Source organism: Streptomyces sp. V3I7, assembly GCF_030817495.1.
Lineage (GTDB): Bacteria > Actinomycetota > Actinomycetes > Streptomycetales > Streptomycetaceae > Streptomyces.
In genome coordinates this window covers 6,068,441-6,093,424 of record NZ_JAUSZK010000001.1, presented here as the reverse complement: position 1 = coordinate 6,093,424, position 24,984 = coordinate 6,068,441, and the positions used below count along the sequence as shown (strand labels likewise).

The following is a 24,984-nucleotide window of genomic DNA, read 5'->3' as shown; positions in this document are numbered from 1 at the left end:
ATGCACCGCACCGAGGCCGCCGAGGGCCACTACGCCTTCGCCGACGCCACCGCGCACGTCGGCGAGCAGTACCGGTGTCTGTCCGCGGCGTACGACGCCCGGACCTGCGCCCGGCTGGCGGAGTCGGGGGTGGGCCCCGGGTGGCGCTGTCTGGAGGTCGGCGCGGGCGGCGGCACCGTCTCCGGCTGGCTCGCCGAGCGCGTCGCCCCGGACGGCCATGTCACCGCGACCGACCTCGACCCGCGCCACATCGGCGAGCAGCCCTGTCTGACGGTCCTGCGGCACGACGTGGTGGCGGACCCGCTGCCCGCGGCGGCCTACGACCTCATCGTGCAGCGGCTGGTGCTCCAGCACCTCCCCGAGCGCGAGTCGGTGCTCGGCAAGCTCGTGCAGTCCCTCAAGCCGGGCGGGCTGCTGCTGTCCGAGGAGTTCGACGCGTCGTACGAGCCGCCGCTGCTGACCCCCGACGCCGAGTCGGAGCGCCTCTACCGGACCTTCTTCGACGCCAAGCTCACCGCGCTGCGCGATGCCGGCGCGGACCCGGAGTGGGGGCGCAAGAGCCCGGCCGCCCTGCGTGCCGCCGGTCTCGTCGACATCGACGTCCGCATGCACATCGAATCGCGCTCCGCGGGCTCCCCCAGCCTCCTGCTGCAACGCAACCACTCGCGTCACCTGCGCGACCGGCTGACCGCCGCCGGCATGACGGACGCCCAACTCGAAGGAGTCCGGCGGCTGATGGACGACCCGTCCTTCCTCGCCGCCTCCAGCGTCATGTACTCGGTGCGGGGACGCAGGCCGCTCCAGGACGGTACGCGGTGAGCCTCGCCGCCCCTGATCTCGCCCCCGACCTCGCGGCACCGCCCACGACGGCCGGGCAGGTGGCGTCCCGCATGCTCGACCTCGTAAACGACCCGCGCACCGCCACGGTGCCGTACCGGATCGACTGGTCAGGACCAGTGGGCCTGCCGCTCCCGGACGAGGCGGCGGTGCAGGCGGCCTGCGGGATCATGGCGGTGCACGGGCGGGCGGCGGGGCAGCCCGTCCCGCTCGCCGTGGACTACGCCTCCACGGTGGCGGGTGTCCTGGCGGCCCAGGGCGTGTGCGCGGCGCTGCTCGCCCGCACGCGCGGAACCGCCGAACACGAAGCCGTCCAGACCTCGGTCGCACAGGCGGCGCTGCTCAGCCTGACCCAGCACCTCGCGGCGGCCACGGCGGAGGGCGAGGAGGCGCCCGCGCCGGGCAGCGGCGGCGGCACGCTGGTCTCCGGCGACGGGGTGCGCTACGAGCTGGAAGCCCTGGACGCGGAACGGTGGTTGGGCTTCTGGCGCCGGCTCGGGGCTCCGCCTGCCGACATCCAGCGCGGGTGGCGTCCCTTTCAGGAGCGGTTCGGGACCGCCGTCTGCGCGCTGCCTCCCGCACTGCACCGGGCCTCGCGGGCCGCGTCGTACGACGTGGTGAAGGCGGCTGCCCGAGAGGCGGGGGCCGACGTGCTCCCCGTACGGGAGGAGCCCAACTCGCCTGCCTGCCCGCCCCCTTGGTCACTCACCCCGCTGCCCGGACCGGCGGCCCCCGCACGGCATGACGGTACGCCGTCGCGGTCGGGGCCCCTCGCAGGAGTGCGGGTCGTCGAGTCGACGCGACGCGTCCAAGGCCCCCTTGCCGGGCATCTGTTGCGCCTGCTGGGCGCGTCGGTGGTGCGGGTCGAGCCGCCGGGGGGTGACCCGATGCGCGGCATCCCGCCGCTGGCCGGGGCCTGTTCGGCCCGGTTCCGGGCGCTCAACGACGGCAAGGACGTCGTCGAGGCCGACATCACCACCACGGCGGGCAGAGCCGCGGTGCGCGAACTGGTCGCGGACGCCCACGTCTTCCTGCACAACTGGGCTCCCGGCAAGGCCGCCCAACTCTGTCTGGACGCCGATGACTTGGCCGCCGTCCGTCCGGGGCTCGTCCACGCCTGGGCGTCCGGCTGGGGCGACGCGCTCGGACCCACACCGCCCGTGGGAACCGACTTCCTCGTGCAGGCGCACAGCGGACTCGCCGCCGCGCTGCGGCCCGCGCAGGAGCGGCCGGCGCCGTCGCTGATGACGCTGACCGATGTTCTGGGCGGCCTGGTGAGCGCCCAGGCCGTCCTCGCGGCACTGCTCGCCGTGGCCCGGGGCAGAGTGGGCCGCCGCGTCGACTCCTCCCTGTTCTCCGCGGCCGGTGTCGTTCCGCGGCCGCAGCGGCGCGTGACCTGGAAGCGGTGGGACAAGCCGCTGGCCACGGCCGACGGTTACCTGCTGCTGGGTGCCGATGCCCGGGAGCATCCGCACCGGACCGCTCAGGTGACCGGGCTCGGCAGCGCCGCGTCCGTCGAGTCCCGTCTCCTCAACAAGCCGTCCGCACTCTGGAGTTCGCGCTTCGCCGAGGCCGGTCTGACGGCGACGCCCGTGTGCACCGACCTCGCCGCACTCGCCAAGGACCCTTGTTTCACCGGTGCGTTGACCACCGACATGTACACCCGCCCCCTCTCACCGTGGACCTTCACGTGACGCCCGTCTGGACCTCGAACGCCGGAATCCGCATCCACGACCTGGTGCCCGCCGTCCTGCGGCACGAGTGGGTGCGCCAGGGCCTCTGCCCGGGCCGTGACCTGTACTCCCTCTTCCGGGACCAGGTCCGGGCCCACCCGCACCGAGCGGCGGTGATCGACCGCGCGGGCACGGTGGACTACGCCGCACTGGACCGCACGGCCCGGCACCACGCGGCCCGGCTGGCCGAACTCGGCCTCGGCGAGCGGGACATCATCGCGGTGCGGCTGCCCGACGGGCGTGAGGCCGTGGCGGTGGAGCTTGCCGTGGCGGCCGTCGGAGCCGTGGCGCTGCCCTACCCGCCGGGGCACGGGCACAGCGGGCCGACCCGTCTGCTCCGCCGCTCCCGGGCCCGCGCGCTCGTCGTCGCCGAGCCGTGCGACGCCGAGTTCCCGCGGCCGCTCCCCCACCTGGAGAAGATCCTCACCACCGGCGAGAACAGCGACCCGGAACGCTCGCTCGCGACGCCGACCGCGCACCGCTTCGTACCGCGCCCCGTCGATCCCGAGGCCCCCGCCCGCATCCTCGTCTCCTCCGGTTCCGAGGCGGAGCCGAAGATGGTCGCGTACGCGCACAACGCCATGGCCGGCGGCCGCGCCGCCTACGTACGCGCCCTGCACGACGGCTCGGAGCCGATGCGGAACCTGGTGCTCGTGCCACTGGGATCGTCGTTCGGCTCGCTCGGTACGTCGGTGACGGTGGCCGCCCTCGGGGGCACGCTCGTCCTGCCGGGTGCCTTCGACCCGGCCACCGCGCTGCGCATGTGCGCCGAACACCGCCCGACTCACGTCTTCGGGGTGCCCACCATGCTGCGCCGGCTGACGGAGCAACCACCGCTGCCCGACGAGGACTTCAGCTTCCTGCGAGCCCTCGTCTCCAGCGGCGCGGAGCTGCCGGAGGCGACGGCGCGTACGTGCCGGGCCCGCTTCGGGTGCCCCGTCGTCACCGTGTACGGCTCGTCCGACGGCGTGAACTGCCACACCGCCGCCACGGGACTCGGCCCGGAGACCGGCACGGGACTGCCCGACCCGGCGGTGGCGCGGATCAGGATCGCGGACGCGTCCGGACGGCCGGTGCCGGACGGCGAGCCCGGCGAGATCCTCGCCCGGGGCCCGATGACACCGCTGTGCTACGTCGCGAGCCCGGAGCTGGACGCCCGCTACCGGACCGCGTCCGGCGGCTGGGTGCGGACCGGTGACCGCGGCATGCTGGACGCGCACGGCCGCCTGCACGTCCTCGGGCGGATCAAGGAGATCGTGGTGCGCGGCGGCTTCAACATCAGCCCGGCGGAGGTGGAACGCGAGCTGGGCGCCCACCCCGCGGTGGCGGAGGTGTGCTGCGTGGCGGTGCCCGACGCGGACCTCGGGGAACGCATGTGTGCCTGTGTACGCCAGCCGGCCACGTCCCCTGCGGTCACGCTCGCGGAGCTCACCGAGTTCCTGGAGGCCGAACGAGGCCTGGAGCGACGTAAGTTGCCCGAACTGCTGCTCCTGGTGGACCGGATGCCGCTCGGGCCGACGGGGAAGATCTGCCGGGCCACGCTCACCGGCCTCGCGGCCCGGCAGGTGGCAACGGGTCGGGCCGGTCAGGTGGCCGAGCCGGCGCCATAGCCGTGGCCGACGGGGGGAGAACTCCATCCGCCGGCCACGTCGTTCACTGCTCGATCAGGACGTGTCAGACCTGGTCGACAGTGACGGGGAACGAGGTGATGGTCGCGCCGACCTGGTTGTTGGCGTCGACCAGGTCCACCGGGGACGCCAGCGTGGTGAGGTCACCCTTCGGCGGGAACTGGGTCAGCTTGCCGACGAGCTGCGCCGGGTTCTTGGTCGTGAGCACCAGCGGCTCCACGGCCGCGCCACGCGGGGCGGTGCCGGGGTTCTCGATGGTCAGGGTGCCCGTGGTGGTGAGGCTGAGGTCGGCCGGCAGCGGCGTCAGGACGCTGTTGAGGGACGCGGTGCCCTTGGCCTCGCTCTTCACGGTGATCTTGCCCAGGTCGGGGTGCTGGGCGCTGACCTCGAGGGTGCCGGAAGCCGCGGCCTTGAGCGAACCAGGGGCCGGCGCGTCGACGGTGAGCGTGGCCTTGCCGGTGAGGTCGAGGTTGAGCACCTGGCCGCGGTAGTTGATCTGAGCGCCCTTGACGGTCACCGGGAAGTCGACCACCTGGTGGTTGTGCGCGGCCGGCGCCACCTGGGTGGTGAGCGTCGGCGCGGCGGCGGTGGCGGTCGGGGCGACGGCGAGCAGAACGGCACCGGCCGCGGCGGCGACCGCGGTCGAGGCGAGTCTGATGTTCACGTGGGGAACTCCTTGAGACAGGGGACGGTGGCCACGTGGCCACGCATGGGCGTCCGCCCGCCATGGCTGGTCGGTCCGCACAGTTCAGCGAGAGGCACACGGCCGTTCGCACCCAGTCCTTCACACGCCGGATCCCGCTCTCACGTTCTCTCCTGCGGATGGCCCACACAGGACAGCCCGACTGGCGGAGCGCACCGGCCCCGGGAGACGGGCGGTCAGAACATCGGCGCGCCGGGTGCCGCCGGCGTCACGCCGACTCGGCCGCGGCGAGCACCTCGTCGGCCAGTGGCTTGTCGAGGGCCGCGTGGACGAGGCCGTCCGCCAGGAGGGGCAGGTCGTGGTCGTCGACGAGTTCGCTCAACCGGTCGGGCGAGGTCGGCAGTCCGAGCCGCTCGGCTCCCTCCTGGGCCTTGCGGTCGATGTGCGGGGCGAACTCCGGCCACACTCCCTGGACGCTGCGCAGGAAGATGTCGGCGCCCGTCGGCCCGATCCCCGGCACGTCCAACAGGGCCTTCCTCGGGTCGGGTTCCTCGCGCAGCCGGCGCAGATCGCCGCCGTACCGTTCGAGGAGCAGTTCGGCGCCCTTGCCGAGCAGGGTGGAGGTGCGCTCGTCGTAGCGGCGGTAGCCGCCCCGGCCGAGGGCGTCGACGCGGGCCTGCCAGGAAGCGTCCGCCATCGACCGCGGGTCGCGCAGCCCCGCGTCGAACAGCTCCCGGGCCGCCGCCACCGCGGTGTCGGCCCTGATCCGGGCGCTGAGGAGGTTCGCGAGCACGAGGGTCTGGTAGAGCGGCGCGGGGGTGTCGCGCAGCCGGATGCCGGCCTGCTGCGGGTAGGTGTGCCGCTGCCGGTCGAGCAGGGCGCGCACCACCGCTTCGTCGGACGGGCTGTCGGACTTGTTCGTCATGGCGGTCACCGGTTCAACGCCGCACGGCGCTCAGCCGACGTACGACTCGAGCGTGCCGCGGCGCCGGATGTCGAGCGTCGCGCAGTGGAACGAGCCGCCGAACGGGGCGTAGTGCAGCAGGTCGCAGGGAATCGGCTCGAAGCCCCACTTCTCCAGCGCGCGCAGCATGTCGACATGGTGCCGCTCCGCGATGACCCGCGTCTCGTCGATCACCAGGACGTTCATGCTGAGCCATCTGCCGCAGAGCGAGGTGATCCTGAGCAGGCGGTCGTCGATCGGCTCGGGTTCGGGGGCGATCAGGATGTCCCACGAGCGCAGCACCTCGGGCAGCCGGTCGACGTCGATGTACTCGGGGTTGACCAGGGCCCTGCCGGGCGCGAGCGGGACGAAGGTCGTGTCGATGTGCATGGGCGTACGGCAGCGGCTCTCGATCTCGTGGATGCGGTAGCCGGGGCCGAGATGGCGGCGCAGCCACTCGATGCCCATACGGTTGGTGACGTTGCTGCGCGTCACGAAGAGGTCCCGCCCGGCGCGGACGAAGTCCGCCGCGTCGAAGACGGGCTCGAACTCGGTGAGGACGTAGCGCATGGGCTCGTCGGCGGCGGGGGGACGGAAGTCCTTCTCGAACAGCTCGTCGGTCAGCGTCGGCTTCGGGGCCGCCGTCCAGCGGGCGCCGCGCCGGAAGTAGTCCTTGAGGATGGCGCGGTAGGGGTGGGTCTCGAAGTACCGGCACGGCCAGGCCATCGGGGTCTCGATGATCTCGTCGCCGATCACGAGCATGCTGTCGCGCGGGCAGGCGTTGCAGAAGCCGCGTGAGGACCAGTCGGGGGCGGCGAAGCGGTGCCGGTGGTCGGCCTTGTCCGGGCGTCGGACGGTGATGTCGAGGGACTCCAGGAGGGTGACGAACTCGTCGAGCTCCTGCTGGGCCCGTTCGATCAGCGTCCGCGGGTACCGGAAGCCGGCGACGAGCTTCTGGATGCGTGCGGCCCAGGGCGGCAGGTTGCAGGTCACGACCGGGTGGCCGGAGGGGATCGTCGCGCCGTCCAGACGCCCGACGATGATCTCCTCCAGCGGGTCCCACTCGTTGTGCGAGCTGACCGGCGGGACGAGGGGCTCCGGGGCGTGGGCACCGGGGACCAGGGGCGACGACATCAGGAACGACCCCACGCCGGAATGACCGGACTCTGCACCATTACCGTCATATCTGACCGCCTTCGCCCGCAGAAGTCAGCAATCTACTGCACATATTTCATTGCAGCATGTGAACAATTGCAGCATGTGAAACCACGACCCGCGCCCGGTGCCGTGTCGCGGGGCGATCAGGACGCGCTGTCCGGCACATGGACGTCCAGCACACAGATGTCGTCGCGGTTGTGCGGCCGCCACGCGGCCAGGGCCGGGGCCAGGTTCTCGCCCTGGCCGTCCCGTGCGAACCGGAGCGCGGTGTCGGCGAGGCGCGCGAGGCCTTCGGCGATGTCCTCGCCCGGGTCCTCGATCAGGCCGTCGGTGTAGAGCAGCAGGTGGTCGTCCGGCAGCAGTTCGATCTCGGCCTGCTCGTAGAAGGAGTCGCGGGCGGCGCCGAGGAGGATGCCCTCGGGCTGCGGCAGGAACCTCGCCTCGTCGTGGCGGACCAGCAGGGGCGGCAGATGCCCCGCTCTGACCCAGGTCAGACGGCGGTCGCGGGGGTCGTAGCGGCCCATGACCATGGTGGCGGTGGACCGGCGTGAGCCCGTCGGGGTGTGGAGCAGCAGGGCGTTGAGGCGCCGCAGGACGTCGGGGAGCGCCGATCCGGTGATGGTCATGCCCTTCGTGGTGAACCTGAGCTGGGCCATCGTGCCGACGGCGGCGAGGCTGTGGCCCGCGACGTCGCCGACGACGAACAGGGCGTTGCCGTCGGGCAGTTCGATGGCGCTGTACCAGTCGCCGCCGACGTTCAGCCCGCTGTCGGCGGCCACATAGGCGACGCTCACGCACACCCCGGCCAGTTCCAGCGACTGCTCCGGGATCGGCAGGAGGGTCTCCTGGAGCCGGGCGGCGAGCGTGCGTTCGGCCTGGAGCATGCCGCGCTGCACGAGGACGGCGCGTTCGCTCTCCCTTCGGGCGATCTCTGCATCGCGCTGCGCGGTGAGGTCCTGGACGAAGCCGTGGACTTCGACGGGGGTGCCGTCGGCGTCCGTCTGCGCCTCCGCGACGATCCGCAGGTGGCGTACCACCCCGCGCCCGTGCCCGACGGTGACGCGGAACGGCTCGTCGATGGAGGCGCCGTCGTCGAGCAGCCGTCGTACGGCCGTCCCCAGGCGCGGCAGGTCGTCCGGCACCACGAGCCCGGGCAGTTCGTCCAAAGGCATCGGCCCGTGGGCGCGGGCGCGGCCGAGGATCGTGTAGACCTGGTCCGACCAGGTGACGCGGTCGGTGACCAGGTTCCAGCTCACCCAGCCGAGGTTGCCCAGCCGCTGCATGTCGGCCAGGCGGCGGGCCTCGCGCTCGGCCGTGTCGTGGCAGATCCAGGAGACGACCAGGCGGTCCGCCAGCCGGGACGCCCGTACGGAGTACGTGGAGCGCCGGGGAGCCCCGGCGCTCACCTGCTCGTAGGTGAACGGTCCGCTCTCGGAGGCCGTGCCGGTCGCGAGCGTCTTCAGGTATCCGTCCCAGACGGGGGTGCCCGCCATGGTCGGGTAGGTCTCCAGGAGCCTTCGGCCCACCAGTTCCTTGCCCCGGCGGCCGGCCACGTCGACCGACTCCGGTGCCGCCGCGTCGATGCGGAAGTCCTCGACCTCGCCCGTCGGCGACCGCAGCGGAGTGAGGAGCGCCGCGGGTCCGGGCAGGGCGTCGAAGATCCGCTGGACCACGGCCTCGTCCGCCTGGCCGGCCCGGGGAGGGCGGCGGCCCGCGCTCGCGTCGAGGGGCCCGCCGCACAGCCGGACGGCCCGGCGCAGCAGGAGCCGTGTTCCGGCGTCGAACGGGGCGTGCCGGGTCCTGAAGAGTCCGACGACCACCGGCGGCCACTTCCCCGGTACGGGGATCCAGGCGCTTGAGGGCCAGCGCTCGGGCCCGTCGCCGATGAGCGGATGGCGGGAGGCGTCCCGCTCCGGATCGTCGAGCCAGAGCGCCTTGCCGTCGGTGACGGCCTCACGTGGCGCGACACCGCTGACCGGCGGGATATGACTCCACTGCTCGGCCAGGGCGTCGCCGGTCCCGGCGTGCCCGACCAGTTCAAGGTGTCCGTCGACCGCACCGGCGTAGATCATGACGGCGTCCACGTCCTCGGTGCCGGCGAGCGTCGCCCGGAGCACTTCGGCCACGTCGTCGGGGGTACGCGCACCGGCGAGGGCCGCGGCGAGCGCGGCCAGGAGGGCCGGCCGGCCACTGTCCGCCGTGCCGCCGGCCGGGTCAGGCCCAGAACCGAACGCCGTCGGCGCGACGCCGGCCGGGTCAGGCCCGGAACGGAACGCCGTCGGGGGGACGGCGGCCGGGTCCGGACCGGAACCGAACGCCGTTGGCGGGACGCCGGCCGGGTCAGGCCCGGAACCGAACACCGTCGGCGCGACGCCGGCCGGATCAGGACCGGAACCGAACGCCGTCGAGGCGACGCCGGGCCGCTCACCGAGGGGTTCCGTCGCGGTCGCCGGCGTGTGGAGCGGGCCGCTGCCGGTGCGGCCCAGGGTGATCCAGCACTCCTCCAGCAGGCTGCGCCGGCCCTGCCCGGCCCGTGCGCGCAGCAACTCGCAGGCCTCGTCCGCCGGCACGCCTTCCCGGGCCATGACGACGCCCTTGGCACGCTCCACGACCGCCGACATGGCGGTCACGCCTTCCAGCTCCACGACCTCGGCGCGCAACCGGGCCACGACCCTCGCCAGGGCCAGCACCTCGGGGGCGACGCCGTCGTCGTCCTGGAGCGCGGGATCGCTCTCCATCCTCCGAGCATGCCACGTGGGAGCGCGGATGCCTCGGTCGACGGGTGACGCCGGTGCCGACGGCTGCCGATCGGCGCCCGGGCCGACGACTGAGCGCCACCGCTTCGGGTAATCGCAGACCGGTACATCACGACATGGCCGACGTTCGAAGAGAGGCTGCGAGGAGGACACCATGGGACACGGTGGGAATGTCATCGACGAGCTGGAGACCGATCACCGCGAGGTCGAGGAACTCTTCGGCAAGATCGAGGCGTCGCCGCCCGGTCACAAGGATCGCAAGCTGTACACGGACCAGGTCACGATGGAGCTGGTACGCCACTCCGTCGCCGAGGAGGCGTATCTGTACCCGGCCGTGCGCGAGCACGTACCGGACGGGAACGCCATCGCCGACCGGGAGATCCAGGACCACTCCACGGCCGAGCGGCTGATGAAGGACCTCGAAGGGCTCGACGCCGACGACGCCGATTTCGACCGGCTGGTCGGCAGTCTCATCGCCGAGGTCCGGGAGCACATCGCCGAGGAGGAGGGGTTTCTCTTCCCCAAGCTGCGCGAGGTCTGCTCGCCCGAGGCACTCGACGAGCTGGGTGACAAGGTGCGCCGGGCGAAGAAGGTGGCACCGACGCGGCCCCACCCCTCGGCCCCCGACGAGCCGCCGGCCAACAAGCTGCTGGCGCCGGGCGCGGGCCTGGTCGACCGGCTGCGCGACGCGCTGAGCGGACGCGGCAAGGCCGACTGAACGGCCCCGGCTGAGCGGACGCGGCAAGGCCGACTGAACGGCCCCCGTCAAACGGGGCTCCCGACCCGTGCGGGCGCCGCCGACCTGCCGCGGGAAGGGCAGGGTGCCGTTCGGCCTGGGGCAGGATCTCGCCGGGGTCACAAGTGGCGGGCCGTCCGCACCGGACGGCCCGCCTTGGGTCGGGGGTTGGTGTCGGGGGTTGGTGTTGTGTTCACTCGTTGCCGCGTGCCGCGCTGATGCCGCCGAGCGCCGAGCCGGGGTCGCGGGCGATGGCCAGGTCGCCCAGGGAGACGATGCCGACGGCGTGGTCGCCCTCGACGACCGGCACCCGGCGCACCGCCTTCTCCCTCATCAGGCCGATGACCTGGTCGACGTCGTCGTCGGGCGTGACGGTGACCAGTTCCTCGCTGCACGCGTTGGCCACGGTGCGCTCGCCGGCGTCGCCGCCCTCGGCCATGACGCGGATGACCAGGTCGCGGTCGGTCACCACGCCGCGCAGATGCCCCTCCTCGACGACCAGGACGTCGCCGACGTCCTCGTTCCGCATGAGCTGGGCGACGTCGGTCACCGACGTCAGCGGTTCGACCGTGACGAGGTCCGTGGTCATGATGTCGCGCACGTGCTGGGTCATGGTTCCTCCAACTGGGTTCGAGACGGGGGATGTTCAGCAGCGGGGTGCCGGGCGGCCCCAGTGGCGGTGCGCCGCGACGGCCGCCGCGAGTGCCCTCGCGAACTCCGCGCTCGCGGGGCCCGGGGCGACGTCCGTGATCACGCCCTGGTCGGTCACCGTGCGGTGCGGCTCCATGGACAGATGGATGCCCTCCGGTTCCAGGGCCGCGAGGACGTCGACGCCGTTGCCGAGCGCCGCCACGGGCTTGCCGTGCCGGTAGGCGTCGCGGACGAAGCGCAGGGCGTCCGGGTCGACGGTGAGCGGCGAGGTGTCCGCGGTGTTGCCGGGGAGGACGACGGCGTCGTACAGGACGGACGCGACGGTCGGGAGCGCGCGGTCGACCTCCAGCGGTTCGCCGTCGGCCGACGCTACGGTGCCGTCCGTCGCTGCCAGCACCTCCACGATCGCGCCCTCCGGTTCCAGTGCCTCGCGGATCGAGGCGACCTGGCGGGCGTCCGCCCCGTCGGCGACCGGCACCGCGATCTTCCGGGTGCGGATCGATCCGTCGCCGGTCAGTGATTGAAGGCTGAGAGCGGGCGAGGACTGCTTGGACGCGGTCTGCGTCCCGTCGGGCGGCGCGGGGACGCCGATGCCCTCGGCCACCTCACGCGCGAGTTGGCCGTCCACGTGGGCGAGTTGCTCGATCGTGCGGGCCCGCACCTCCGGGGTCTCGACCTTGCCGAGTTCGAACCGGAAGGCTGCCACGATGTGCTGCTTCTCCCAGTCGGACATGCTGTTCCAGAACAGCGCGGGCTGGCTGTAGTAGTCCTTGAAACTCTCGCTGCGGCGGCGGATCTTGGCGCCGTCGACGCGCTCGGCGTAGTGGGTGAACGCCTCGGAGTCGGCGCCCGCCGGGGCGGGGCAGCCGCCGCCGAGGGAGTTGGGGAAGTAGTTCGTGCCCCGGTGGATCGTGCTCTGGTGGTAGCCGTCGCGCTGGTTGTTGCGTACGTCGGCCACCGGGCGGTTCACCGGGATCTCGCTGAAGTTGGGGCCGCCGAGGCGGATCAACTGGGTGTCCAGGTAGGAGAAGTTGCGGGCCTGGAGCAGCGGGTCGTTGGTGAAGTCGACGCCGGGCACGATGTTGGCGGTGTGGAAGGCGACCTGCTCGGTCTCGGCGAAGAAGTTCTCCGGGTTGCGGTCGAGGACCATCCGGCCGATCGGCCGGACCGGGACCTGTTCCTCCGGGATGATCTTCGTGGGGTCCAACAGGTCGAAGGCGAAGGCGAACTCGTCCTCCTCCGGCACGAGTTGGACGCCCAGCTCCCACTCCGGGTAGTCGCCGGCCTCGATGGCGTCCCACAGGTCGCGCCGGTTGAAGTCCGGGTCGCGGCCCTGGCACTCCTGCGCCTCGTCCCACACCATCGAGTGCACGCCGAGCTTGGGCTTCCAGTGGAACTTCACGAAGGTGCCCTTCCCGTCCGCGTCCACGAACCGGAAGGTGTGCACGCCGAAGCCCTGCATCATGCGGAAGCTGCGCGGGATCGCGCGGTCCGACATGAGCCACATGACGGCGTGCAGCGTCTCGGGCTGGAGGGAGACGAAGTCCCAGAAGGTGTCGTGCGCGGAGGCGCCGGTCGGGATCTCGTTCTGCGGCTCCGGCTTCACCGCGTGGACGAAGTCGGGGAACTTGATGCCGTCCTGGATGAAGAAGACGGGGAAGTTGTTGCCGACGAGGTCGTAATTGCCGTCCTCGGTGTAGAACTTGGTGGCGAAGCCGCGTACGTCCCGTACGGTGTCGGCCGAGCCGCGCGGGCCCTGCACGGTCGAGAACCGCACGAAGACCGGTGTCCGCTTGCCGGGTTCCTGGAGGAAGGCGGCGCGGGTGAAGTCGGCGCAGGACTCGTACGGTTCGAAGTAGCCGTACGCGCCCGAGCCGCGCGCGTGCACGACGCGCTCCGGGATGCGTTCGTGGTCGAAGTGGGTGATCTTCTCGCGGGCGTGGAAGTCCTCCATCAGCGTCGGCCCGCGGTCGCCGGCGGTCAGCGAGTCGTCGGTGTGGTCGACGTCGACGGCCTGGTCGGTGGTGAGGGGGCCCGAGGCGGGGTCCGGCGCACGGTACGTCTCGAGCTGTTCGTCCTTGGGGTCGGGCGTGGTCATCGGCCTGCCGCCTCCTCCTGGAACACGTCGAGATACGTTTCGCAGAACGCCTTCAGGTCGTCCGGCTTGCGGCTGGTGACCAGCTTGTTGGTTCCGTGGTCGCAGACCTTGACCTGCTCGTCGACCCAGGTGCCGCCCGCGTTGCGGATGTCGGTCCGCAGACTCGGCCACGAGGTCAGCTCACGGCCGCGCACCACGTCCGCCTCGACGAGCGTCCACGGCGCGTGGCAGATCGCGGCCACCGGGCGCCCCCGCTCGAAGAACTCCTTGACGAAGGCGACGGCCTCGTCGTCCATCCGCAGGAAGTCCGGATTGGCGACACCGCCCGGCAGCACCAGGCCGTCGAAGGATTCGGCGGACGTGTCGCCGACGACCTCGTCCACCGGGAAGGTGTCCGCCTTGTCGAGGTGGTCGAAGCCCTGCACCTCGCCGGACTTCGTCGACACCAGGACGGGTTCGTGCCCGGCCTTCACGGCCGCCTGCCAGGGCTCGGTGAGTTCCACCTGTTCGACGCCCTCGGGCGCGGTCAGAAAGGCGATGCGCATGATCGCTCGACTCTCCTCTCCGGTGTCGTGCGTACGGTTCGGTGTCGTGAGCACGGTCCCGCGCGGTCAGGGGCGGGGGCCGGGGCTTCCGTGCGGGTCCGGCGTCGACGTCGTGATGCTGCCGATCTGCCCCTGGACGGCCGGATCGTCGAGGAAGAGCAGGCCCACCAGCTCGCCGTTCTCGACCACCGCGACCTGCCGGGTCTCGTGCTCACGCATCGTGCCGGCGGCGTGCGTGACGTCGTCGTCCGCCTCGACGGTGAGCAGATCGCCCCGGACCAGCTGGGCCACGGTCATCAGTCCCGGGTCCGCACCGTCGGCGACGGCACCCGCCAGATCCCGGTCGCTGACCAGTCCCAGCGCGTCGTCCTCGTCCATCACCAGGACGACGCCGATGTTCTGGTCGCGCATCGTGCGGGCCACCGAGGCCACAGACTCGCCGGCGTCCACGGCCGTCGGCGCGCCGGTCATGATGTCGCGCACGTTCTTGGTCATGTCGACCCCTTCCACACACGGGTAAGGCGCTGTCATCGCGCTCCCCTGCCGGGTACCCAAGGCCGGGCGACTCACCGCGGGCAAACCTGGGCCCCGCCGGGTACTCGGCGGCAGAACACCGCGCCGGAAGCACACGCGACCAGGAGGAAACCCCATGGCCAGCTTCGGATACTTTCTGTCGAGCGAGGAGCACGGACCGGCCGAGCTCGTCGAACAGGCCCGCATGGCCGAGCAGGCCGGTTTCGACCGCCTGTGGATCTCTGATCACTTTCACCCGTGGAACGACCAGCAGGGCCAGAGCCCCTTCGTGTGGTCGGTGATCGGCGCGCTGTCCCAGGCCGTCTCGCTGCCGGTGGAGACGGCCGTGACCTGCCCGACGGTGCGAACCCATCCCGCCGTCGTCGCCCAGGCGGCCGCCACCAGTGCCGTCCAGCTGGACGGCCGGTTCCGGCTGGGCGTGGGGACGGGCGAGGCGCTCAACGAGCACATCCTCGGCGACGCGTGGCCGGAGACCTCGGTACGCCTGGAGATGCTGGAGGAGGCCGTCCAGATCATCCGGAAGCTGCTCACCGGGGAGCAGACCAGCCATCGCGGCAAGCACTACACGGTCGAGAACGCCCGCCTGTACACGGTGCCCGACGAACCCGTCCCGGTCGACGTCTCCGCCTTCGGCCCGCAGGCCGTCGAGTCGGCCGCGCGTATCGGCGACGGGCTGATCACGATGTCGCCGGACGCCGACATGGTCGAGCGGTTCCGGCGCGCGGGCGGCGGCACCAAGCCGGTCGCCGGCGGCCTCAAGGTCTGCTGGAGCGCCGACCGGGACGAGGCCGTGCGCACCGTGCACCGTCTGTGGCCCAACGAGCAGCTCCCCGGCGAACTCCCGCAGGTCCTGCCGACGCCCGCCCACTTCGAGCAGGCCTCGGAGCTGGTCACGGAGGACCAGGTGGCGGCGGCCGTGCCGTGCGGCGACGAGCCCGAGGCGCACGCCGAGGCCCTCGCGGCCTTCGTGGACGCCGGGTTCGACGCCGTGTACGTCAACCAGATCGGCAAGGACCAGCAGGGCTTCTTCGACTTCTACCGCACCAAGGTCCTGCCGCTGCTGCGCGGTTGACGGCACATGGTGAGCGACCCCGGAGGAACCGGACACGGCCCCGGCAGGCGGACGGGTAAGGCGCTCGTCGTGATCGACATGATCAACCGGTACGACCACGAGGACGCCGAGTCGCTCGTCGTCTCCGCCGCACGGGTCGTGCCCGTCGTCGCGGACCTGATCGGCCGCGCCCGCGCCGCGGAGGTGCCGGTGGTCTACGCGAACGACAACCTGGGGCTGTGGCGCTCCCACCACGGGGAGCTCGTCGAGACGGCGCTGGCCGGGCCGCACGCCGACCTGATCGAGCCGATCAGGCCCGACGAGGACTCGCTGTTCGTGCTGAAGGCTCGCCATTCCATCTTCTACGAGACGCCCATGTCCTACCTGCTCTGGCAGCTGGGCGTCCGGGCCATGGTGCTGTGCGGTCAGGTCACCGAACAGTGCGTCCTGTACTCGGCGCTGGACGCGCACATCCGCCACTTCGACGTCATCGTGCCGAGGGACGGCGTCGCCTCCATCCACCCCCATCTGGAGAGGGCGGCGCTCGAAATGATGGAGCGCAACATGAGCGCTCGGATCGTCACGGCGAAGGAGGTCGACTTCACCTCGCCGCCGCGGTGACCTCACCGAGCGCGTCGAGCGGTACGCGCAGCGCGGTCCGGCCCGCCTCCCAGGCTCCGGTCGCCTGCGCGGCGAGCAGGTCCTCCAGGAGCATGGTCGCCTCGATCCCGAACACGACGTCGTCCGCCAGGCCGGGTTCGTCCGCGAGGAGTCCGCCGACGACCTCACGCCGTACGACCTGTTCGTGCACGGCGTCCGCCTCGACGTGTTCGTCGTAGAAGCGCACCGCGGCCTCTCCGGCGCCGAGTCGGCGCAGTGCCGCCACGAGCCGGCGGGAGGCGGGCGAGGAGACGACCTCCAGGGTCGCGAAGTGCCCGACCAGGGCGCCCCGGCGCAGCCGGTGCAGGCCGAGCAGCGACATCAGGTTGACGGCGGCGAGGGCCGGGGCGCCGACCGCGGGAAGGTGGTGGCCGTAGGCCGGGTCGAGGCCGAGGTCGCGCATGTGGTCGGCGAAGAGGCGCGCGTGGACGCGTTCGGCGCGGCCGCAGCCGAACTCGTCGTACTCCACCGACATCATCGCCGCCTTGGCCCGGCCGACCAGCCGCGGGACCACCCACAGATGGGGGTCGGCCTCGCGGAGCTGGTAGACCGACCGCAGGACCGAGTGTTCGCGCAGGTGCGACAACTCCCCGCGGCGGAACAGGAAGTGGGAGATCCCGGTGCCGTCCCCGTCCGGCGGTTCGGCGAGCAGCGCCTCGAACGCCTCGTCCACGCCGCGTGCCCGCCCGCGGCGCTCGCGCAGCGTGTCCTCGAACCGCGCCTCCAGCTCCGCCCGCAGGCGCAGCAGTCCGGGGTCCCATTCCATGGTGTCCGGTACGCCGGCGAAGCCCCGGTAGTGGAGTTCGTAGCAGAGGTGCAGCGCGAGTTGCACGTCCTCGCCGAGAGGATCGGCCCGGGCGGCGGTCCGTCGGCCGGGGAGCGTGTGCGCGGCACCGTGCAGGTAGGCCGTGATCGCGGAGGACAACTCGCCGCGTGGCGGGGGCGTTTCCGGCTCCCGCGGGCGCCGCTCGGCGACGGCCTGCGCGTGCGGTGTCATGACCGGCCCTCCGTCCCGTGATCGCGCCGGCACGAGGAGCGTCCCCCGCGATGGCTGGTGTCGCAGAAGGGCGGCCTGCGGGTACGGCGGCAGGTGCACAGGGCGACGACGGGGCGCTCGCAGCGCAGCAGCGTCCCGTCGGGCAGCACGATCTCCACGGGTCCCTCGATCAGCACCGGGCCGCCCGGCACCGGCGTGACGCGCGGGACTTCGCCCGACGGCGGTGATCCGCGCCCGCCCAAGGGCCTCTCGCCCGAGGTACGCATGCCGTGTGCTCCCCTCGTGTCGACGGCGTCACCGCGCGAGTGCCCGGTTCCGGTCCCGGCATGCGGGCCCCGGTACGGGCGCGGGGCGCATGTTCGCGGCGCGAGGGGGCAACCGCGCAAGGACGAGGAGGATGACCATGACCAGGACATCTGATGTCGTCTCCTGCCTGGAAGGACGGCTGCCGCTGAGCGCGCGGCGCGTCACCGGGTCGCCGTTCGCCGGCCGGACCGTGGTCGTCACGGGTGCGAGTGCCGGCGTGGGGCGGGCCGTGGCGCGGGCCTTCGGGGAGCGCGGGGCGCGGGTGGCGCTGCTGGCGCGGGGGACGACCGGTCTGGAGGCGGCGGCCGCGGAGGTCGAGGGCGCGGGCGGCCGCGCGCTCGTCGTGCCCGTGGACATGGCCGTCCCCGAGCGGGTGGAGGAGGCCGCGGACCGGGTGGAGCGCGAACTGGGGCCGGTCGACGTGTGGGTGAACGTGGCGTTCACCTCGGTCTTCGCCCCGTTCCTCGACGTCACGCCCGACGAGTTCGCGCGGGTCACCTCCGTGACGTACCTCGGGTTCGTCAACGGCACCCGCGCCGCGCTGAAGCGCATGGTGCCGCGGGACTGCGGGACGGTCGTCCAGGTCGGCTCGGCGCTCGGCGAGGTGTCCGTGCCGCTCCAGGCGGCGTACTGCGGGGCCAAGCACGCCCTCAACGGCTTCACCGCCTCCGTCCGCCAGGAACTGCTGCACGAGCGCAGCCGGGTGGCGGTCACCGTCGTCCAGATGCCGGCCGTCAACACCCCGCAGTTCTCCTGGGTGCTGTCCCGGCTGCCGCGCCGGCCGCGGCCCGTGGCGCCGGTCTACCAGCCCGAGGTGGCGGCCCGCGCCGTGCTGCACGCGGCCCTGCGTCCGCGGCGCCGGGAGTACCTCGTGGGCTTCTCGACGACGGCTTCCGTCCTGGCGCACCGGATCGCGCCCGCCGTACTGGACCGGTATCTGGCCCGGACCGGCTACGAGTCCCAGCTGACCGACGCGCCCGCACGGCCCGGGACGCCGTACAACCTGTGGCAGCCCGTGGACGGCGCCGGAGGACGCGACCACGGTGCCCACGGGGATTTCGATGCCGAGGCGGCCCGACGCTCGCCGTACACCGCGGTCGCCCGGCACCCCGTGGTGGCCGCAGGCGCGTTGGCGGCCGCGGCCCTCGGGGTCCGCGCGGTGGCACGCGGCCGCGGTCTGATGTCGTGGAAGGGGTAGGGGAGATCAATATGGGCATACGTCTCATATCGACGCGTTTTCAGCACGGGGGCTCTCGGGTGCGGGGAAGAGGTGCACTTTCCGTGGACGCTGAAGAGCAGGCGACGGGGCATGAGGCGACGGGCCCGGCCCGGCAGGAGCGGCTCGTCGTGGAGGTGCGGCCCCAGGCCCGGAGGGACACGGTCGTGGTGACGCTCACCGGAGAGGTGGACCACGACTCGGCGGACCCCCTGAAGGATGCCCTGCGCGAGGGGGTCAAAGACGCGGTACGGGTCGTCGCCGACTGCTCCGGACTGCGGTTCTGCGACTCGACCGGACTGAACGTCCTGCTCAAGGCCCGGCTGCGGATGCTGGACCGCGGCGGGCACCTGGACCTCGCCGGGCTGCGCCCACCGGTGGACCGCATGTTCGAGATCACCGGCGCCGATCGGGTCTTCCGGGTCTACAGGGACGTCGAGACGGCGCTCACGGACGAGCACGCGCATGCGTGACACGCGGGTGACCGGAGCCGGCGGAGGCATCATGACGACGAAGGGCGCCGACCGCGAGCAGGTCAGGCGGCTCGTTCTGCGCGGCATCAGCGGACCGGTGACGCGCTGCCGGGACTTCACCGCGACGGCGCTGGCGGACTGGGGCTGGCTCCCAGCGGCTGCCACTCCCGAGGGACGCGAGCGCGTGGAGGACGTACTGCTGCTGGTGTCCGAGGTGGTCACCAACGCCTGTCTGCACGCCGGAGGCCCCGAGGAACTGGTCCTGCGGTACGCCGACGCGCTGCTGCGCGTCGAGGTGTCCGACACCAGTCCCGAGCATCCGCATGCCCAGCCGCGCCGCTCCCCCGCGCTGCCCGGCGGTCACGGCCTGATGGTGCTCGACCGGCTGGCCGGCGCGTGGGGGTCCGAGGCCAAGCCGGACGGCACCCCCGGAAAGGTCGTCTGGCTGGAGATCACGCGCCCGCCGGGGCCGGACCCTCTTCGGACGGCGGCGGACCGTCGTCGAGCAAACCCGCTCTGAGTTCGCCCAGGATCCGCTTCAGCAGGCGCGAGATGTGCATCTGCGACAGCCCGAGCCGTTCGCCGATCTCTGTCTGGGTGAGCTCCTCGCCGAAGCGCAGCGCCAGGATGAGCCGGTCCCGCTCGTCCAGTGCGGCGATCAGCGGCTTCAACGACTCGAAGTCCTCGACGAGTTCGTACGACGCCTCCACCGTCGCCACGCAGCGCGCCGCGAGCGGCAGCGAGTCGGGGTCGTCGTCCTCGACCGGCATGTCCAGGGAGCGGGAGACGTAGCCGTTGGCGGCGCGTTCGCCCTCGGCCACGCACTCCTCGGTGACGTTCAGCTGGGCGGCGAGCTCGCCGCGGCTGGGCCGGCGGCCGAGGCGCTGCTCCAGTCCGTCGGCGGCCTTGGCGATCTCGATCCGCAGTTCCTGGAGCCGGCGCGGCACCCTGACGGCCCAGGTGGCGTCCCGGAAGAACCGCTTCATCTCGCCGACGATCGTCGGCAGGGCGAAGGCCGAGAACTCGATCCCACGGTCGGGGTCGAAGCGGTTGATCGCCTTGATGAGCCCGATCGTGCCGACCTGGACGGTGTCCTCCGGCGGCTCGCCCTGGTCCTTGAAACGCCGGGCGGCGAACTTGACCAGGCTGAGGTTCAGCTCGACCAGGGTGTTGCGCACGTAGGCGTGCTCCGGCGTGCCCTCCTCCAGTTCCCGCAGGCGGGCGAAGAGCGCCGTGGACAGGGACCGGGCGTCGGCCGTGGAGACCTCGGCGGGCCGCGCGATCTCGGGCAGCCCGGCGAGGGCCTCGTGACGCAGGGCGGCGCCCGTGTCATGGCCGGCAGTGAGGGTCTTCTCAGGGTTGGGCATAGGGCCCCTTCGACGGAGGCGGTGGGCCGGCACCGCGCCGGACGCGGTGGGTCCGTCGGTCAAGCATCCACGGGTCATATTCCCGCTTCAGGGTGGTTTGACACGGTACGACCACGGTAAACCGGTGCGCATGGCCATGCCCGAGGAGCCGCCGACCCGTGACCGCTCGGTGCGCTACGAACTGCCCGGGGGACATGGCGTGATCGCGCTGTGCCGCACCCTGACGCGGAAGGCGCTGCGCGAGTGGTTCGGGCCCGCAGGCGAGCCCGGACGGAAAGCCGCCGACGACGCGGTCCTGCTGGTGTCCGAGGTGGTCACCAATGCCTGCACGCACGGCGGCGTTCCGTCCGGGCTGCGGCTCACCGGGACCGAACGGGCCCTGTGGGTGGAGGTGAGCGACACCAGCCCCGCGGCGCCCCGGCCACCCGCCCGCCATCGCGTCACCCGCTCCTCGGGGCACGGGCTGTACCTCGTCCAGCGGCTAGCGGCGCGCTGGGGCTGCGTACCCGGCGGGCACGAGGGGAAGACGGTCTGGTTCGAGGTGGACATCGTCCCCGGGCCCGGCGCGGCCGCCGGGACCTCGCAGAGGGCGTAGACGGACCGAAGGCTGGAGGGCCGCGATCGTGACGACGCACGGCGCCGAGCGGAAAGACCGGAGGCAGGGGCAGGAGGATGGGCAGGACTCCCGGGGCCGGGACGTACGGACCCGGGTGACCGTCCTGGTCGCACTGGGCGCCAATCTGCTGATCGCCGCGGCCAAGGCGGTCGCCGGACTCGTCGCCGGGTCCCCCGCGCTGCTCTCGGAGGCCGCGCATTCCGTCGCGGACAGCCTGAACGAGGTGTTCCTGCTCGTCGCGGTGCGCCGCAGCAAGCGGCCCCCGGACGATCTGCACCCGTTCGGCTACGGCAAGGAGCGCTACTTCTGGGCGCTGCTGGCCGCGGTGGGGATCTTCGTGATGGGCGGCTGCTTCTCGGTCTACCAGGGCGTCCAGGCCCTGCGCACCGACCAGCACGAGTCGATGACGGGGTACGTAGCAGGGCTCGCGGTGCTCGGGATCGCGCTGGTGGCCGAGGGCGCCTCGCTGGTCCGCGCCCTGTACCAGGCGCGCGGGCAGGAGGACGGCACGGGCGGCGACCCGGCGCTGCGGACGGTGATCGCCGAGGACGCCACCGCCGTGGCGGGCGTGCTCCTCGCGGCGGCGGGGGTCGGGCTGCACCTGCTGACCGGGCAGGCGGCCTGGGAGGCCGGCGCCTCCATGGGCATCGGTCTGCTGCTGGTGTGCGTGGCCTACCGGCTCGCCCGGGAGGCGCGGAACCGGCTGATCGGCGAGGCCGTGGACACCCGGCTGCGGGACCGCATCGGTGACTTCCTCGCCTCCCAGCCCGAGATCGACAAGGTCGCGGCGCTGCTGACGATGCGGCTGGGGCTGGACTCGCTGCTGGTGGCCGCCCGCGTGGACCTGACTCCGGGACTCGACAGCGAGGTGGTCGAGCTGGTCTGCGTCCGCATCAAGCGGCGGATCGCCGCCGAGTGGCCGCAGGCCGACCACGTCTTCCTGGACATCACCGAGGCGCCGGGCCGCGAGGAGGACGCCCCCTCGCCGGCCGTCACCGCGCGAGCGAGCGGTGGGCACCCGCGATCAGGCGCGTGAACGGGTGGCCCGCGCGAAGCGCCGCGCGAGCGGCGTTGGCCCCGGGCGCACCGTGCACACCACCGCCGGGATGCGCGGAGGCGGACGCGAGGTACAGGCCGTGGACCGGGGTCTCGGGCCGGCCGGTGCCGGGGACGGGGCGGAAGACCGCCTGCTGGTGCAGGTTGGTGGTGCCGCCGTTGATGGCACCGGTGTCCAGGTTGGCGTCCGCGGCCTGCAGGGTGTCCGGGGCGAGGATGCGCCGGCCCACGATGCGGTCGCGGAAGCCCGGGGCGTACTGCTCGACCCGCCGCTCGATGCGGTCCGCCATGATCTCCCGCTCGGACTCGTCCCAGGTCCCGGTGAGGCCCTCGTCGGCGGCGTCGCCCCGCACTTCGCGGGGCAGGTGGGTGTAGGCCCAGGCGGACTCGGTGCCGGCCGGCGACCGCGAGGGATCGGCTGTGGTCATCTGGCCCAGCAGCAGGAAGGGCCGGTCCGGGACGAGGTTCATGGCGATCTGCGCGGCGAACCGGGTGAGGTCGTCCACGTCGTCGGCGAGGTGGACGGTGCCCGCCTCCCCCGCCTCCCCGGCGGTCCAGGGCACCGGTCCGTCGAGGGCCCAGTCGACCTTGAAGGTGGCGAAGTCCCACTGGAAGCGCCGCAGGTCCTGGTGCACGCGCTCCGGCAGCTCGTCCCCGTCGACCAGCCGGCCGTACAGGTCGGGCGCTGACACGTCCGCGAGGACCGCCCGCCGGGCCGGGACCGCGTCGCCGTCGGCGGTGCGCACCCCGACGGCCCGGCCGCCGGAGACGACCACCTCGGTCACGCGCTCACCGCAGCGGACGTGGCCGCCCCGGCGCTCAAGCCGGCGTACGAGCGCGTCGGTGAGGGCGCCCGCGCCGCCGACGGGGACGGGGAAGCCGTACGTCTGGCCGAGCATCGTCAGCAGCCAGCCGAAGCCTCCGCTCCCGGCGGCCTCCGGGCCGAGGTCGGCGTGCAGGGCGTTGCCCGCGAGCAGCAGCCGGCCGCCCTCGCCGTCGAACTCCTCCTCGCCGAGCCGGCGTACGGGCAGCAGCATGCGGCGCGCCAGCCGCAGCGCGCCCCCGGCGCGGAGCTTCAGCCCCAGGGACGCCAGGCCCTTCAGGGGCGGCATGGGGGAGAAGAGCGCGGCGATCAGGCCCGGTCCGGCCCGGTCCCAGGTCCGGCACTGCTCGCGCCACGAGCGGCCGTCCCCGTCGGCGAAGCCGTCCAGTCCGTCCGCGGTGGCCTCGCGGTCCCGGTCGAGGAGGGCGCAGCGTCCGTCTGGCAGTGGGTGGGCCAGCACGCGCGGTGCGTGGGACCAGCGCAGCCCCTCGCGTTCGAGCTCCAGGGCGTCGATGACCGGGGAGGCCGCGGCCAGCGGGTAGAAGGAGCTGCAGTGGTCGTTGACGTAGTCGGGATGGACCCCGCGGTCGCTGCGGACGGCCCCGCCCGGGGTGTCCTGGGCTTCGAGGACCTCCACGCTCCATCCGTGGTCGGCGAGGATGTTGGCGGCCACCAGGCCGTTCGGCCCGGCGCCGATCACCACGGCGTCACTCACGGCTCGCCTCCTCGGTGACGGCGGACGGCGGGGCGGCCACGTGTCCCTTCGGCGGGTTCAGGCGCTCCACCAGCCGCGCGAGGCGGCCGAGCATGTCCCGGTGACGGAACTGGATCAAGGTCTCCAGCACCGCGTTGTGCAGGAGGCCGCCGGGTCCGCGCAGCGGATGCTCGTCCACGATGAGAAGCGTCTCCTCGCCCCAGGACCGGATGTCGAACGCGATGCGGGCCGTGCCGATGCCGGTGTGCGCTTCCAGTTCGAGGAAGCGCGGGTGCTCGAAGCGGCGTACGACCGTGAAGCCCTCGACACTTTTGGGGCCGAGCTTGATCATGTAGGTCAGTGACGAGCCGACCTCGGGCCACCGCCCCGCACGGGGAACCGTCTCGGACGTTCCCACGACCCAGTCCGCGTAGTGGGAGGGGTCCCGCAGGACGTTCCACACCGCGGCCGGTTCGCGCTCGACCAGTTGATGCCGGACGGCCATGGCCGCCTCCTTCCGCACGAATGACCCGCCAGATCCGACCGAGTGCCCAGCCGCGTACCGCCTCTCACCCCCGTGAGCGCGGTTACGCGGCGCCGGCCAGGGCCTGGTCGCGCAGCTGCGCGCAGATGCGGCTCAGGACGCGGGAGACGTTCATCTGCGACATGCCGTACTCCTCGGCGATGCGGCGCTGTGTCATGCCCCGGAAGAACCGCAGGTACAGGATCCGCCGGTCCCGCTCGGGGAGCGCCCCGAGCAAGGGGCGCACCGACTCGCGGTCCACCACTTGGTCGAGCCCCGGGTCGGGGGCCCCGAGCGTCTCCGCGAGCGTCATGCCGCCGCGGGCCTCGCCGGGCATCAGCTCGACGTCCAGGGACAGCACGGAGTACGCGTTCCGGGCCAGCAGCCCCTCGCGCACCTGGTCCGCCTCCAGGTCGGTCCGCGCGGCGATCTCGGCCGGCGAGACGTCGCCGCCCGACGGGGAGATCTCCTGGCAGACCCGGCAGACCTGGCGGCGCAGTTCCTGGGTGCGGCGCGGTACGCGCAGCACGGAGGTGTGGTCCCTGAAGTACCGGCGCACCTCGCCGGTGATCGTCGGCACGGCGTAGCTCTCGAACGCGCCGCCGCGCCCCGGTTCGAATCCGTCCACCGCCTTGACCAGGGCGAGCGCGGCGACCTGCCGCAGATCCTCGAGCGGCTCACCGCGGCCACGGAAGCGTGCGGCGATCCGGTGGGCCATGGGCAGCCAGGCCCGTACGACGTCCTCGCGCAGCGCGTCCCGCTCCGGTCCCGGCGGAAGGCTCTCGAGACGGCGGAAGTCCTCCATCGTGTCGGGTGCGTCGTCATGCGCATGCTGTACACGGGTCACGCTCATCACCTGTTCCCGTCGATCGACACTCACCGTCACCGGCGAAGAGCGGCTCTCCGGCGGCTCCTCCCATGACTGCGGCGGGCAAGCCCC

25 protein-coding genes are annotated in these 24,984 nt (G+C 72.7%); 11 read left to right on the top strand and 14 right to left on the bottom strand.

Features of this window, described 5'->3' with window-relative positions:
• From QFZ74_RS28185 to QFZ74_RS28175, 3 genes are read left to right on the top strand one after another with little or no spacing between them, the layout of a single operon-like run.
• The gene (locus QFZ74_RS28185) at positions 1-819 is read left to right on the top strand and encodes a methyltransferase (RefSeq protein WP_307623653.1); all 819 of its coding nucleotides are present in this window, start codon (positions 1-3) and stop codon (positions 817-819) included.
• On the top strand, positions 816-2,531 hold the full coding sequence (locus tag QFZ74_RS28180) for a CoA transferase (RefSeq protein ID WP_307623652.1): 1,716 nt from the start codon (positions 816-818) through the stop codon (positions 2,529-2,531). Before QFZ74_RS28185 ends, QFZ74_RS28180 begins: the two co-directional genes overlap by 4 nt.
• Entirely contained in the window at positions 2,528-4,180 is a 1,653-nt protein-coding gene (locus QFZ74_RS28175) for a class I adenylate-forming enzyme family protein (protein ID WP_307623651.1), read from the top strand. The genes QFZ74_RS28180 and QFZ74_RS28175 overlap by 4 nt, the downstream gene beginning before the upstream one ends.
• A 64-nt stretch (positions 4,181-4,244) precedes the next feature.
• On the opposite strand, the gene QFZ74_RS28170 is transcribed toward QFZ74_RS28175, so the two are convergent.
• The 4 genes from QFZ74_RS28170 to QFZ74_RS28155 all read right to left on the bottom strand — a co-directional run bounded on the left by QFZ74_RS28170 (position 4,245) and on the right by QFZ74_RS28155 (position 9,680).
• Positions 4,245-4,862: a hypothetical protein gene (locus tag QFZ74_RS28170; protein WP_307623650.1), complete on the bottom strand. Its 618-nt coding sequence runs from the start codon at positions 4,860-4,862 to the stop codon at positions 4,245-4,247.
• A 247-nt stretch (positions 4,863-5,109) separates the two neighbouring features.
• Positions 5,110-5,766, bottom strand: a complete 657-nt coding sequence (locus tag QFZ74_RS28165) for an endonuclease (RefSeq protein ID WP_307623649.1) — start codon at positions 5,764-5,766, stop codon at positions 5,110-5,112.
• Positions 5,767-5,796: 30 nt separating this feature from the next.
• Positions 5,797-6,918: an amidinotransferase gene (locus QFZ74_RS28160; protein ID WP_307624306.1), complete on the bottom strand. Its 1,122-nt coding sequence runs from the start codon at positions 6,916-6,918 to the stop codon at positions 5,797-5,799.
• A gap of 167 nt (positions 6,919-7,085) precedes the next feature.
• The gene (locus QFZ74_RS28155) at positions 7,086-9,680 is read right to left on the bottom strand and encodes a SpoIIE family protein phosphatase (RefSeq protein WP_307623648.1); all 2,595 of its coding nucleotides are present in this window, start codon (positions 9,678-9,680) and stop codon (positions 7,086-7,088) included.
• Between the two features lie 172 nt (positions 9,681-9,852).
• Here QFZ74_RS28155 and QFZ74_RS28150 point away from each other — a divergent pair, with 172 nt between their 5' ends.
• Positions 9,853-10,416, top strand: a complete 564-nt coding sequence (locus QFZ74_RS28150; protein WP_307623647.1) for a hemerythrin domain-containing protein — start codon at positions 9,853-9,855, stop codon at positions 10,414-10,416.
• Between the two features lie 211 nt (positions 10,417-10,627).
• Here QFZ74_RS28150 and QFZ74_RS28145 read toward each other — a convergent pair whose 3' ends face one another.
• From QFZ74_RS28145 to QFZ74_RS28130, 4 genes are all read right to left on the bottom strand, one after another.
• Positions 10,628-11,047 (bottom strand): CBS domain-containing protein, encoded by a 420-nt coding sequence (locus tag QFZ74_RS28145; RefSeq protein WP_307623646.1) that lies wholly within the window; start codon positions 11,045-11,047, stop codon positions 10,628-10,630.
• A gap of 33 nt (positions 11,048-11,080) precedes the next feature.
• Positions 11,081-13,183 (bottom strand): catalase, encoded by a 2,103-nt coding sequence (locus QFZ74_RS28140; protein WP_307623645.1) that lies wholly within the window; start codon positions 13,181-13,183, stop codon positions 11,081-11,083.
• Positions 13,180-13,728, bottom strand: coding sequence for a type 1 glutamine amidotransferase domain-containing protein (locus QFZ74_RS28135; RefSeq protein ID WP_307623644.1), 549 nt, complete (start codon positions 13,726-13,728; stop codon positions 13,180-13,182). Before QFZ74_RS28135 ends, QFZ74_RS28140 begins: the two co-directional genes overlap by 4 nt.
• A 66-nt stretch (positions 13,729-13,794) precedes the next feature.
• Positions 13,795-14,223, bottom strand: coding sequence for a CBS domain-containing protein (locus tag QFZ74_RS28130; protein WP_307623643.1), 429 nt, complete (start codon positions 14,221-14,223; stop codon positions 13,795-13,797).
• Positions 14,224-14,377: 154 nt separating this feature from the next.
• Between QFZ74_RS28130 and QFZ74_RS28125 the strand changes: the two genes are divergently transcribed.
• Together QFZ74_RS28125 and QFZ74_RS28120 are read left to right on the top strand one after the other, a co-directional pair.
• On the top strand, positions 14,378-15,334 hold the full coding sequence (locus tag QFZ74_RS28125) for an LLM class F420-dependent oxidoreductase (RefSeq protein WP_307623642.1): 957 nt from the start codon (positions 14,378-14,380) through the stop codon (positions 15,332-15,334).
• A 6-nt stretch (positions 15,335-15,340) separates the two neighbouring features.
• The gene (locus QFZ74_RS28120; RefSeq protein ID WP_307623641.1) at positions 15,341-15,934 is read left to right on the top strand and encodes a cysteine hydrolase family protein; all 594 of its coding nucleotides are present in this window, start codon (positions 15,341-15,343) and stop codon (positions 15,932-15,934) included.
• On the opposite strand, the gene QFZ74_RS28115 is transcribed toward QFZ74_RS28120, so the two are convergent.
• Entirely contained in the window at positions 15,915-16,970 is a 1,056-nt protein-coding gene (locus QFZ74_RS28115; RefSeq protein WP_307623640.1) for an iron-containing redox enzyme family protein, read from the bottom strand. The genes QFZ74_RS28120 and QFZ74_RS28115 overlap by 20 nt on opposite strands.
• A complete protein-coding gene (locus QFZ74_RS28110) occupies positions 16,967-17,236 on the bottom strand; it encodes a CDGSH iron-sulfur domain-containing protein (protein WP_307623639.1) in 270 nt (89 codons plus the stop codon). The genes QFZ74_RS28115 and QFZ74_RS28110 overlap by 4 nt, the downstream gene beginning before the upstream one ends.
• 137 nt (positions 17,237-17,373) lie before the next feature.
• Here QFZ74_RS28110 and QFZ74_RS28105 point away from each other — a divergent pair, with 137 nt between their 5' ends.
• From QFZ74_RS28105 to QFZ74_RS28095, 3 genes are all read left to right on the top strand, one after another.
• The gene (locus tag QFZ74_RS28105) at positions 17,374-18,474 is read left to right on the top strand and encodes an SDR family oxidoreductase (RefSeq protein ID WP_307623638.1); all 1,101 of its coding nucleotides are present in this window, start codon (positions 17,374-17,376) and stop codon (positions 18,472-18,474) included.
• An 83-nt stretch (positions 18,475-18,557) separates the two neighbouring features.
• Positions 18,558-18,965: an STAS domain-containing protein gene (locus tag QFZ74_RS28100; protein WP_307623637.1), complete on the top strand. Its 408-nt coding sequence runs from the start codon at positions 18,558-18,560 to the stop codon at positions 18,963-18,965.
• Between the two features lie 31 nt (positions 18,966-18,996).
• Positions 18,997-19,485 carry an ATP-binding protein gene (locus QFZ74_RS28095; protein ID WP_307623636.1) on the top strand — a complete coding sequence of 163 codons (489 nt, stop codon included), beginning with the start codon at positions 18,997-18,999 and terminating at the stop codon, positions 19,483-19,485.
• Here QFZ74_RS28095 and QFZ74_RS28090 read toward each other — a convergent pair.
• On the bottom strand, positions 19,418-20,332 hold the full coding sequence (locus QFZ74_RS28090; RefSeq protein WP_307623635.1) for a SigB/SigF/SigG family RNA polymerase sigma factor: 915 nt from the start codon (positions 20,330-20,332) through the stop codon (positions 19,418-19,420). The genes QFZ74_RS28095 and QFZ74_RS28090 overlap by 68 nt on opposite strands.
• 130 nt (positions 20,333-20,462) lie before the next feature.
• On the opposite strand from QFZ74_RS28090, the gene QFZ74_RS28085 reads away from it, so the two are divergent.
• Together QFZ74_RS28085 and QFZ74_RS28080 are read left to right on the top strand one after the other, a co-directional pair.
• Positions 20,463-20,927, top strand: a complete 465-nt coding sequence (locus QFZ74_RS28085; RefSeq protein WP_307623634.1) for an ATP-binding protein — start codon at positions 20,463-20,465, stop codon at positions 20,925-20,927.
• Between the two features lie 28 nt (positions 20,928-20,955).
• On the top strand, positions 20,956-21,984 hold the full coding sequence (locus tag QFZ74_RS28080; RefSeq protein WP_373462444.1) for a cation diffusion facilitator family transporter: 1,029 nt from the start codon (positions 20,956-20,958) through the stop codon (positions 21,982-21,984).
• Here the strand turns inward: QFZ74_RS28080 and QFZ74_RS28075 are convergent.
• The 3 genes from QFZ74_RS28075 to QFZ74_RS28065 all read right to left on the bottom strand — a co-directional run bounded on the left by QFZ74_RS28075 (position 21,941) and on the right by QFZ74_RS28065 (position 24,897).
• Positions 21,941-23,542, bottom strand: coding sequence for an NAD(P)/FAD-dependent oxidoreductase (locus tag QFZ74_RS28075; protein ID WP_307623633.1), 1,602 nt, complete (start codon positions 23,540-23,542; stop codon positions 21,941-21,943). The genes QFZ74_RS28080 and QFZ74_RS28075 overlap by 44 nt on opposite strands.
• Complete coding sequence (locus QFZ74_RS28070) at positions 23,535-24,026, bottom strand: SRPBCC family protein (protein ID WP_307623632.1); 492 nt, start codon at positions 24,024-24,026, stop codon at positions 23,535-23,537. Before QFZ74_RS28070 ends, QFZ74_RS28075 begins: the two co-directional genes overlap by 8 nt.
• An 82-nt stretch (positions 24,027-24,108) precedes the next feature.
• Positions 24,109-24,897, bottom strand: a complete 789-nt coding sequence (locus QFZ74_RS28065) for a sigma-70 family RNA polymerase sigma factor (protein ID WP_307623631.1) — start codon at positions 24,895-24,897, stop codon at positions 24,109-24,111.
• Positions 24,898-24,984: the final 87 nt, after the last annotated feature.

Bases quoted from the DNA above. Each gene is read 5' to 3' on its own strand.
- QFZ74_RS28185 (WP_307623653.1), top strand. From the start codon at position 1: ATGCACCGCACCGAGGCCGCCGAGGGCCACTACGCCTTCGCCGACGCC.
- QFZ74_RS28165 (WP_307623649.1), bottom strand. From the start codon at position 5,766: ATGACGAACAAGTCCGACAGCCCGTCCGACGAAGCGGTGGTGCGCGCC.
- QFZ74_RS28160 (WP_307624306.1), bottom strand. From the start codon at position 6,918: ATGTCGTCGCCCCTGGTCCCCGGTGCCCACGCCCCGGAGCCCCTCGTC.
- QFZ74_RS28155 (WP_307623648.1), bottom strand. From the start codon at position 9,680: ATGGAGAGCGATCCCGCGCTCCAGGACGACGACGGCGTCGCCCCCGAG.
- QFZ74_RS28150 (WP_307623647.1), top strand. From the start codon at position 9,853: ATGGGACACGGTGGGAATGTCATCGACGAGCTGGAGACCGATCACCGC.
- QFZ74_RS28145 (WP_307623646.1), bottom strand. From the start codon at position 11,047: ATGACCCAGCACGTGCGCGACATCATGACCACGGACCTCGTCACGGTC.
- QFZ74_RS28140 (WP_307623645.1), bottom strand. From the start codon at position 13,183: ATGACCACGCCCGACCCCAAGGACGAACAGCTCGAGACGTACCGTGCG.
- QFZ74_RS28135 (WP_307623644.1), bottom strand. From the start codon at position 13,728: ATGCGCATCGCCTTTCTGACCGCGCCCGAGGGCGTCGAACAGGTGGAA.
- QFZ74_RS28130 (WP_307623643.1), bottom strand. From the start codon at position 14,223: ATGACCAAGAACGTGCGCGACATCATGACCGGCGCGCCGACGGCCGTG.
- QFZ74_RS28125 (WP_307623642.1), top strand. From the start codon at position 14,378: ATGGCCAGCTTCGGATACTTTCTGTCGAGCGAGGAGCACGGACCGGCC.
- QFZ74_RS28120 (WP_307623641.1), top strand. From the start codon at position 15,341: ATGGTGAGCGACCCCGGAGGAACCGGACACGGCCCCGGCAGGCGGACG.
- QFZ74_RS28115 (WP_307623640.1), bottom strand. From the start codon at position 16,970: ATGACACCGCACGCGCAGGCCGTCGCCGAGCGGCGCCCGCGGGAGCCG.
- QFZ74_RS28110 (WP_307623639.1), bottom strand. From the start codon at position 17,236: ATGCGTACCTCGGGCGAGAGGCCCTTGGGCGGGCGCGGATCACCGCCG.
- QFZ74_RS28105 (WP_307623638.1), top strand. From the start codon at position 17,374: ATGACCAGGACATCTGATGTCGTCTCCTGCCTGGAAGGACGGCTGCCG.
- QFZ74_RS28095 (WP_307623636.1), top strand. From the start codon at position 18,997: ATGACGACGAAGGGCGCCGACCGCGAGCAGGTCAGGCGGCTCGTTCTG.
- QFZ74_RS28090 (WP_307623635.1), bottom strand. From the start codon at position 20,332: ATGCCCAACCCTGAGAAGACCCTCACTGCCGGCCATGACACGGGCGCC.
- QFZ74_RS28085 (WP_307623634.1), top strand. From the start codon at position 20,463: ATGGCCATGCCCGAGGAGCCGCCGACCCGTGACCGCTCGGTGCGCTAC.
- QFZ74_RS28070 (WP_307623632.1), bottom strand. From the start codon at position 24,026: ATGGCCGTCCGGCATCAACTGGTCGAGCGCGAACCGGCCGCGGTGTGG.
- QFZ74_RS28065 (WP_307623631.1), bottom strand. From the start codon at position 24,897: ATGAGCGTGACCCGTGTACAGCATGCGCATGACGACGCACCCGACACG.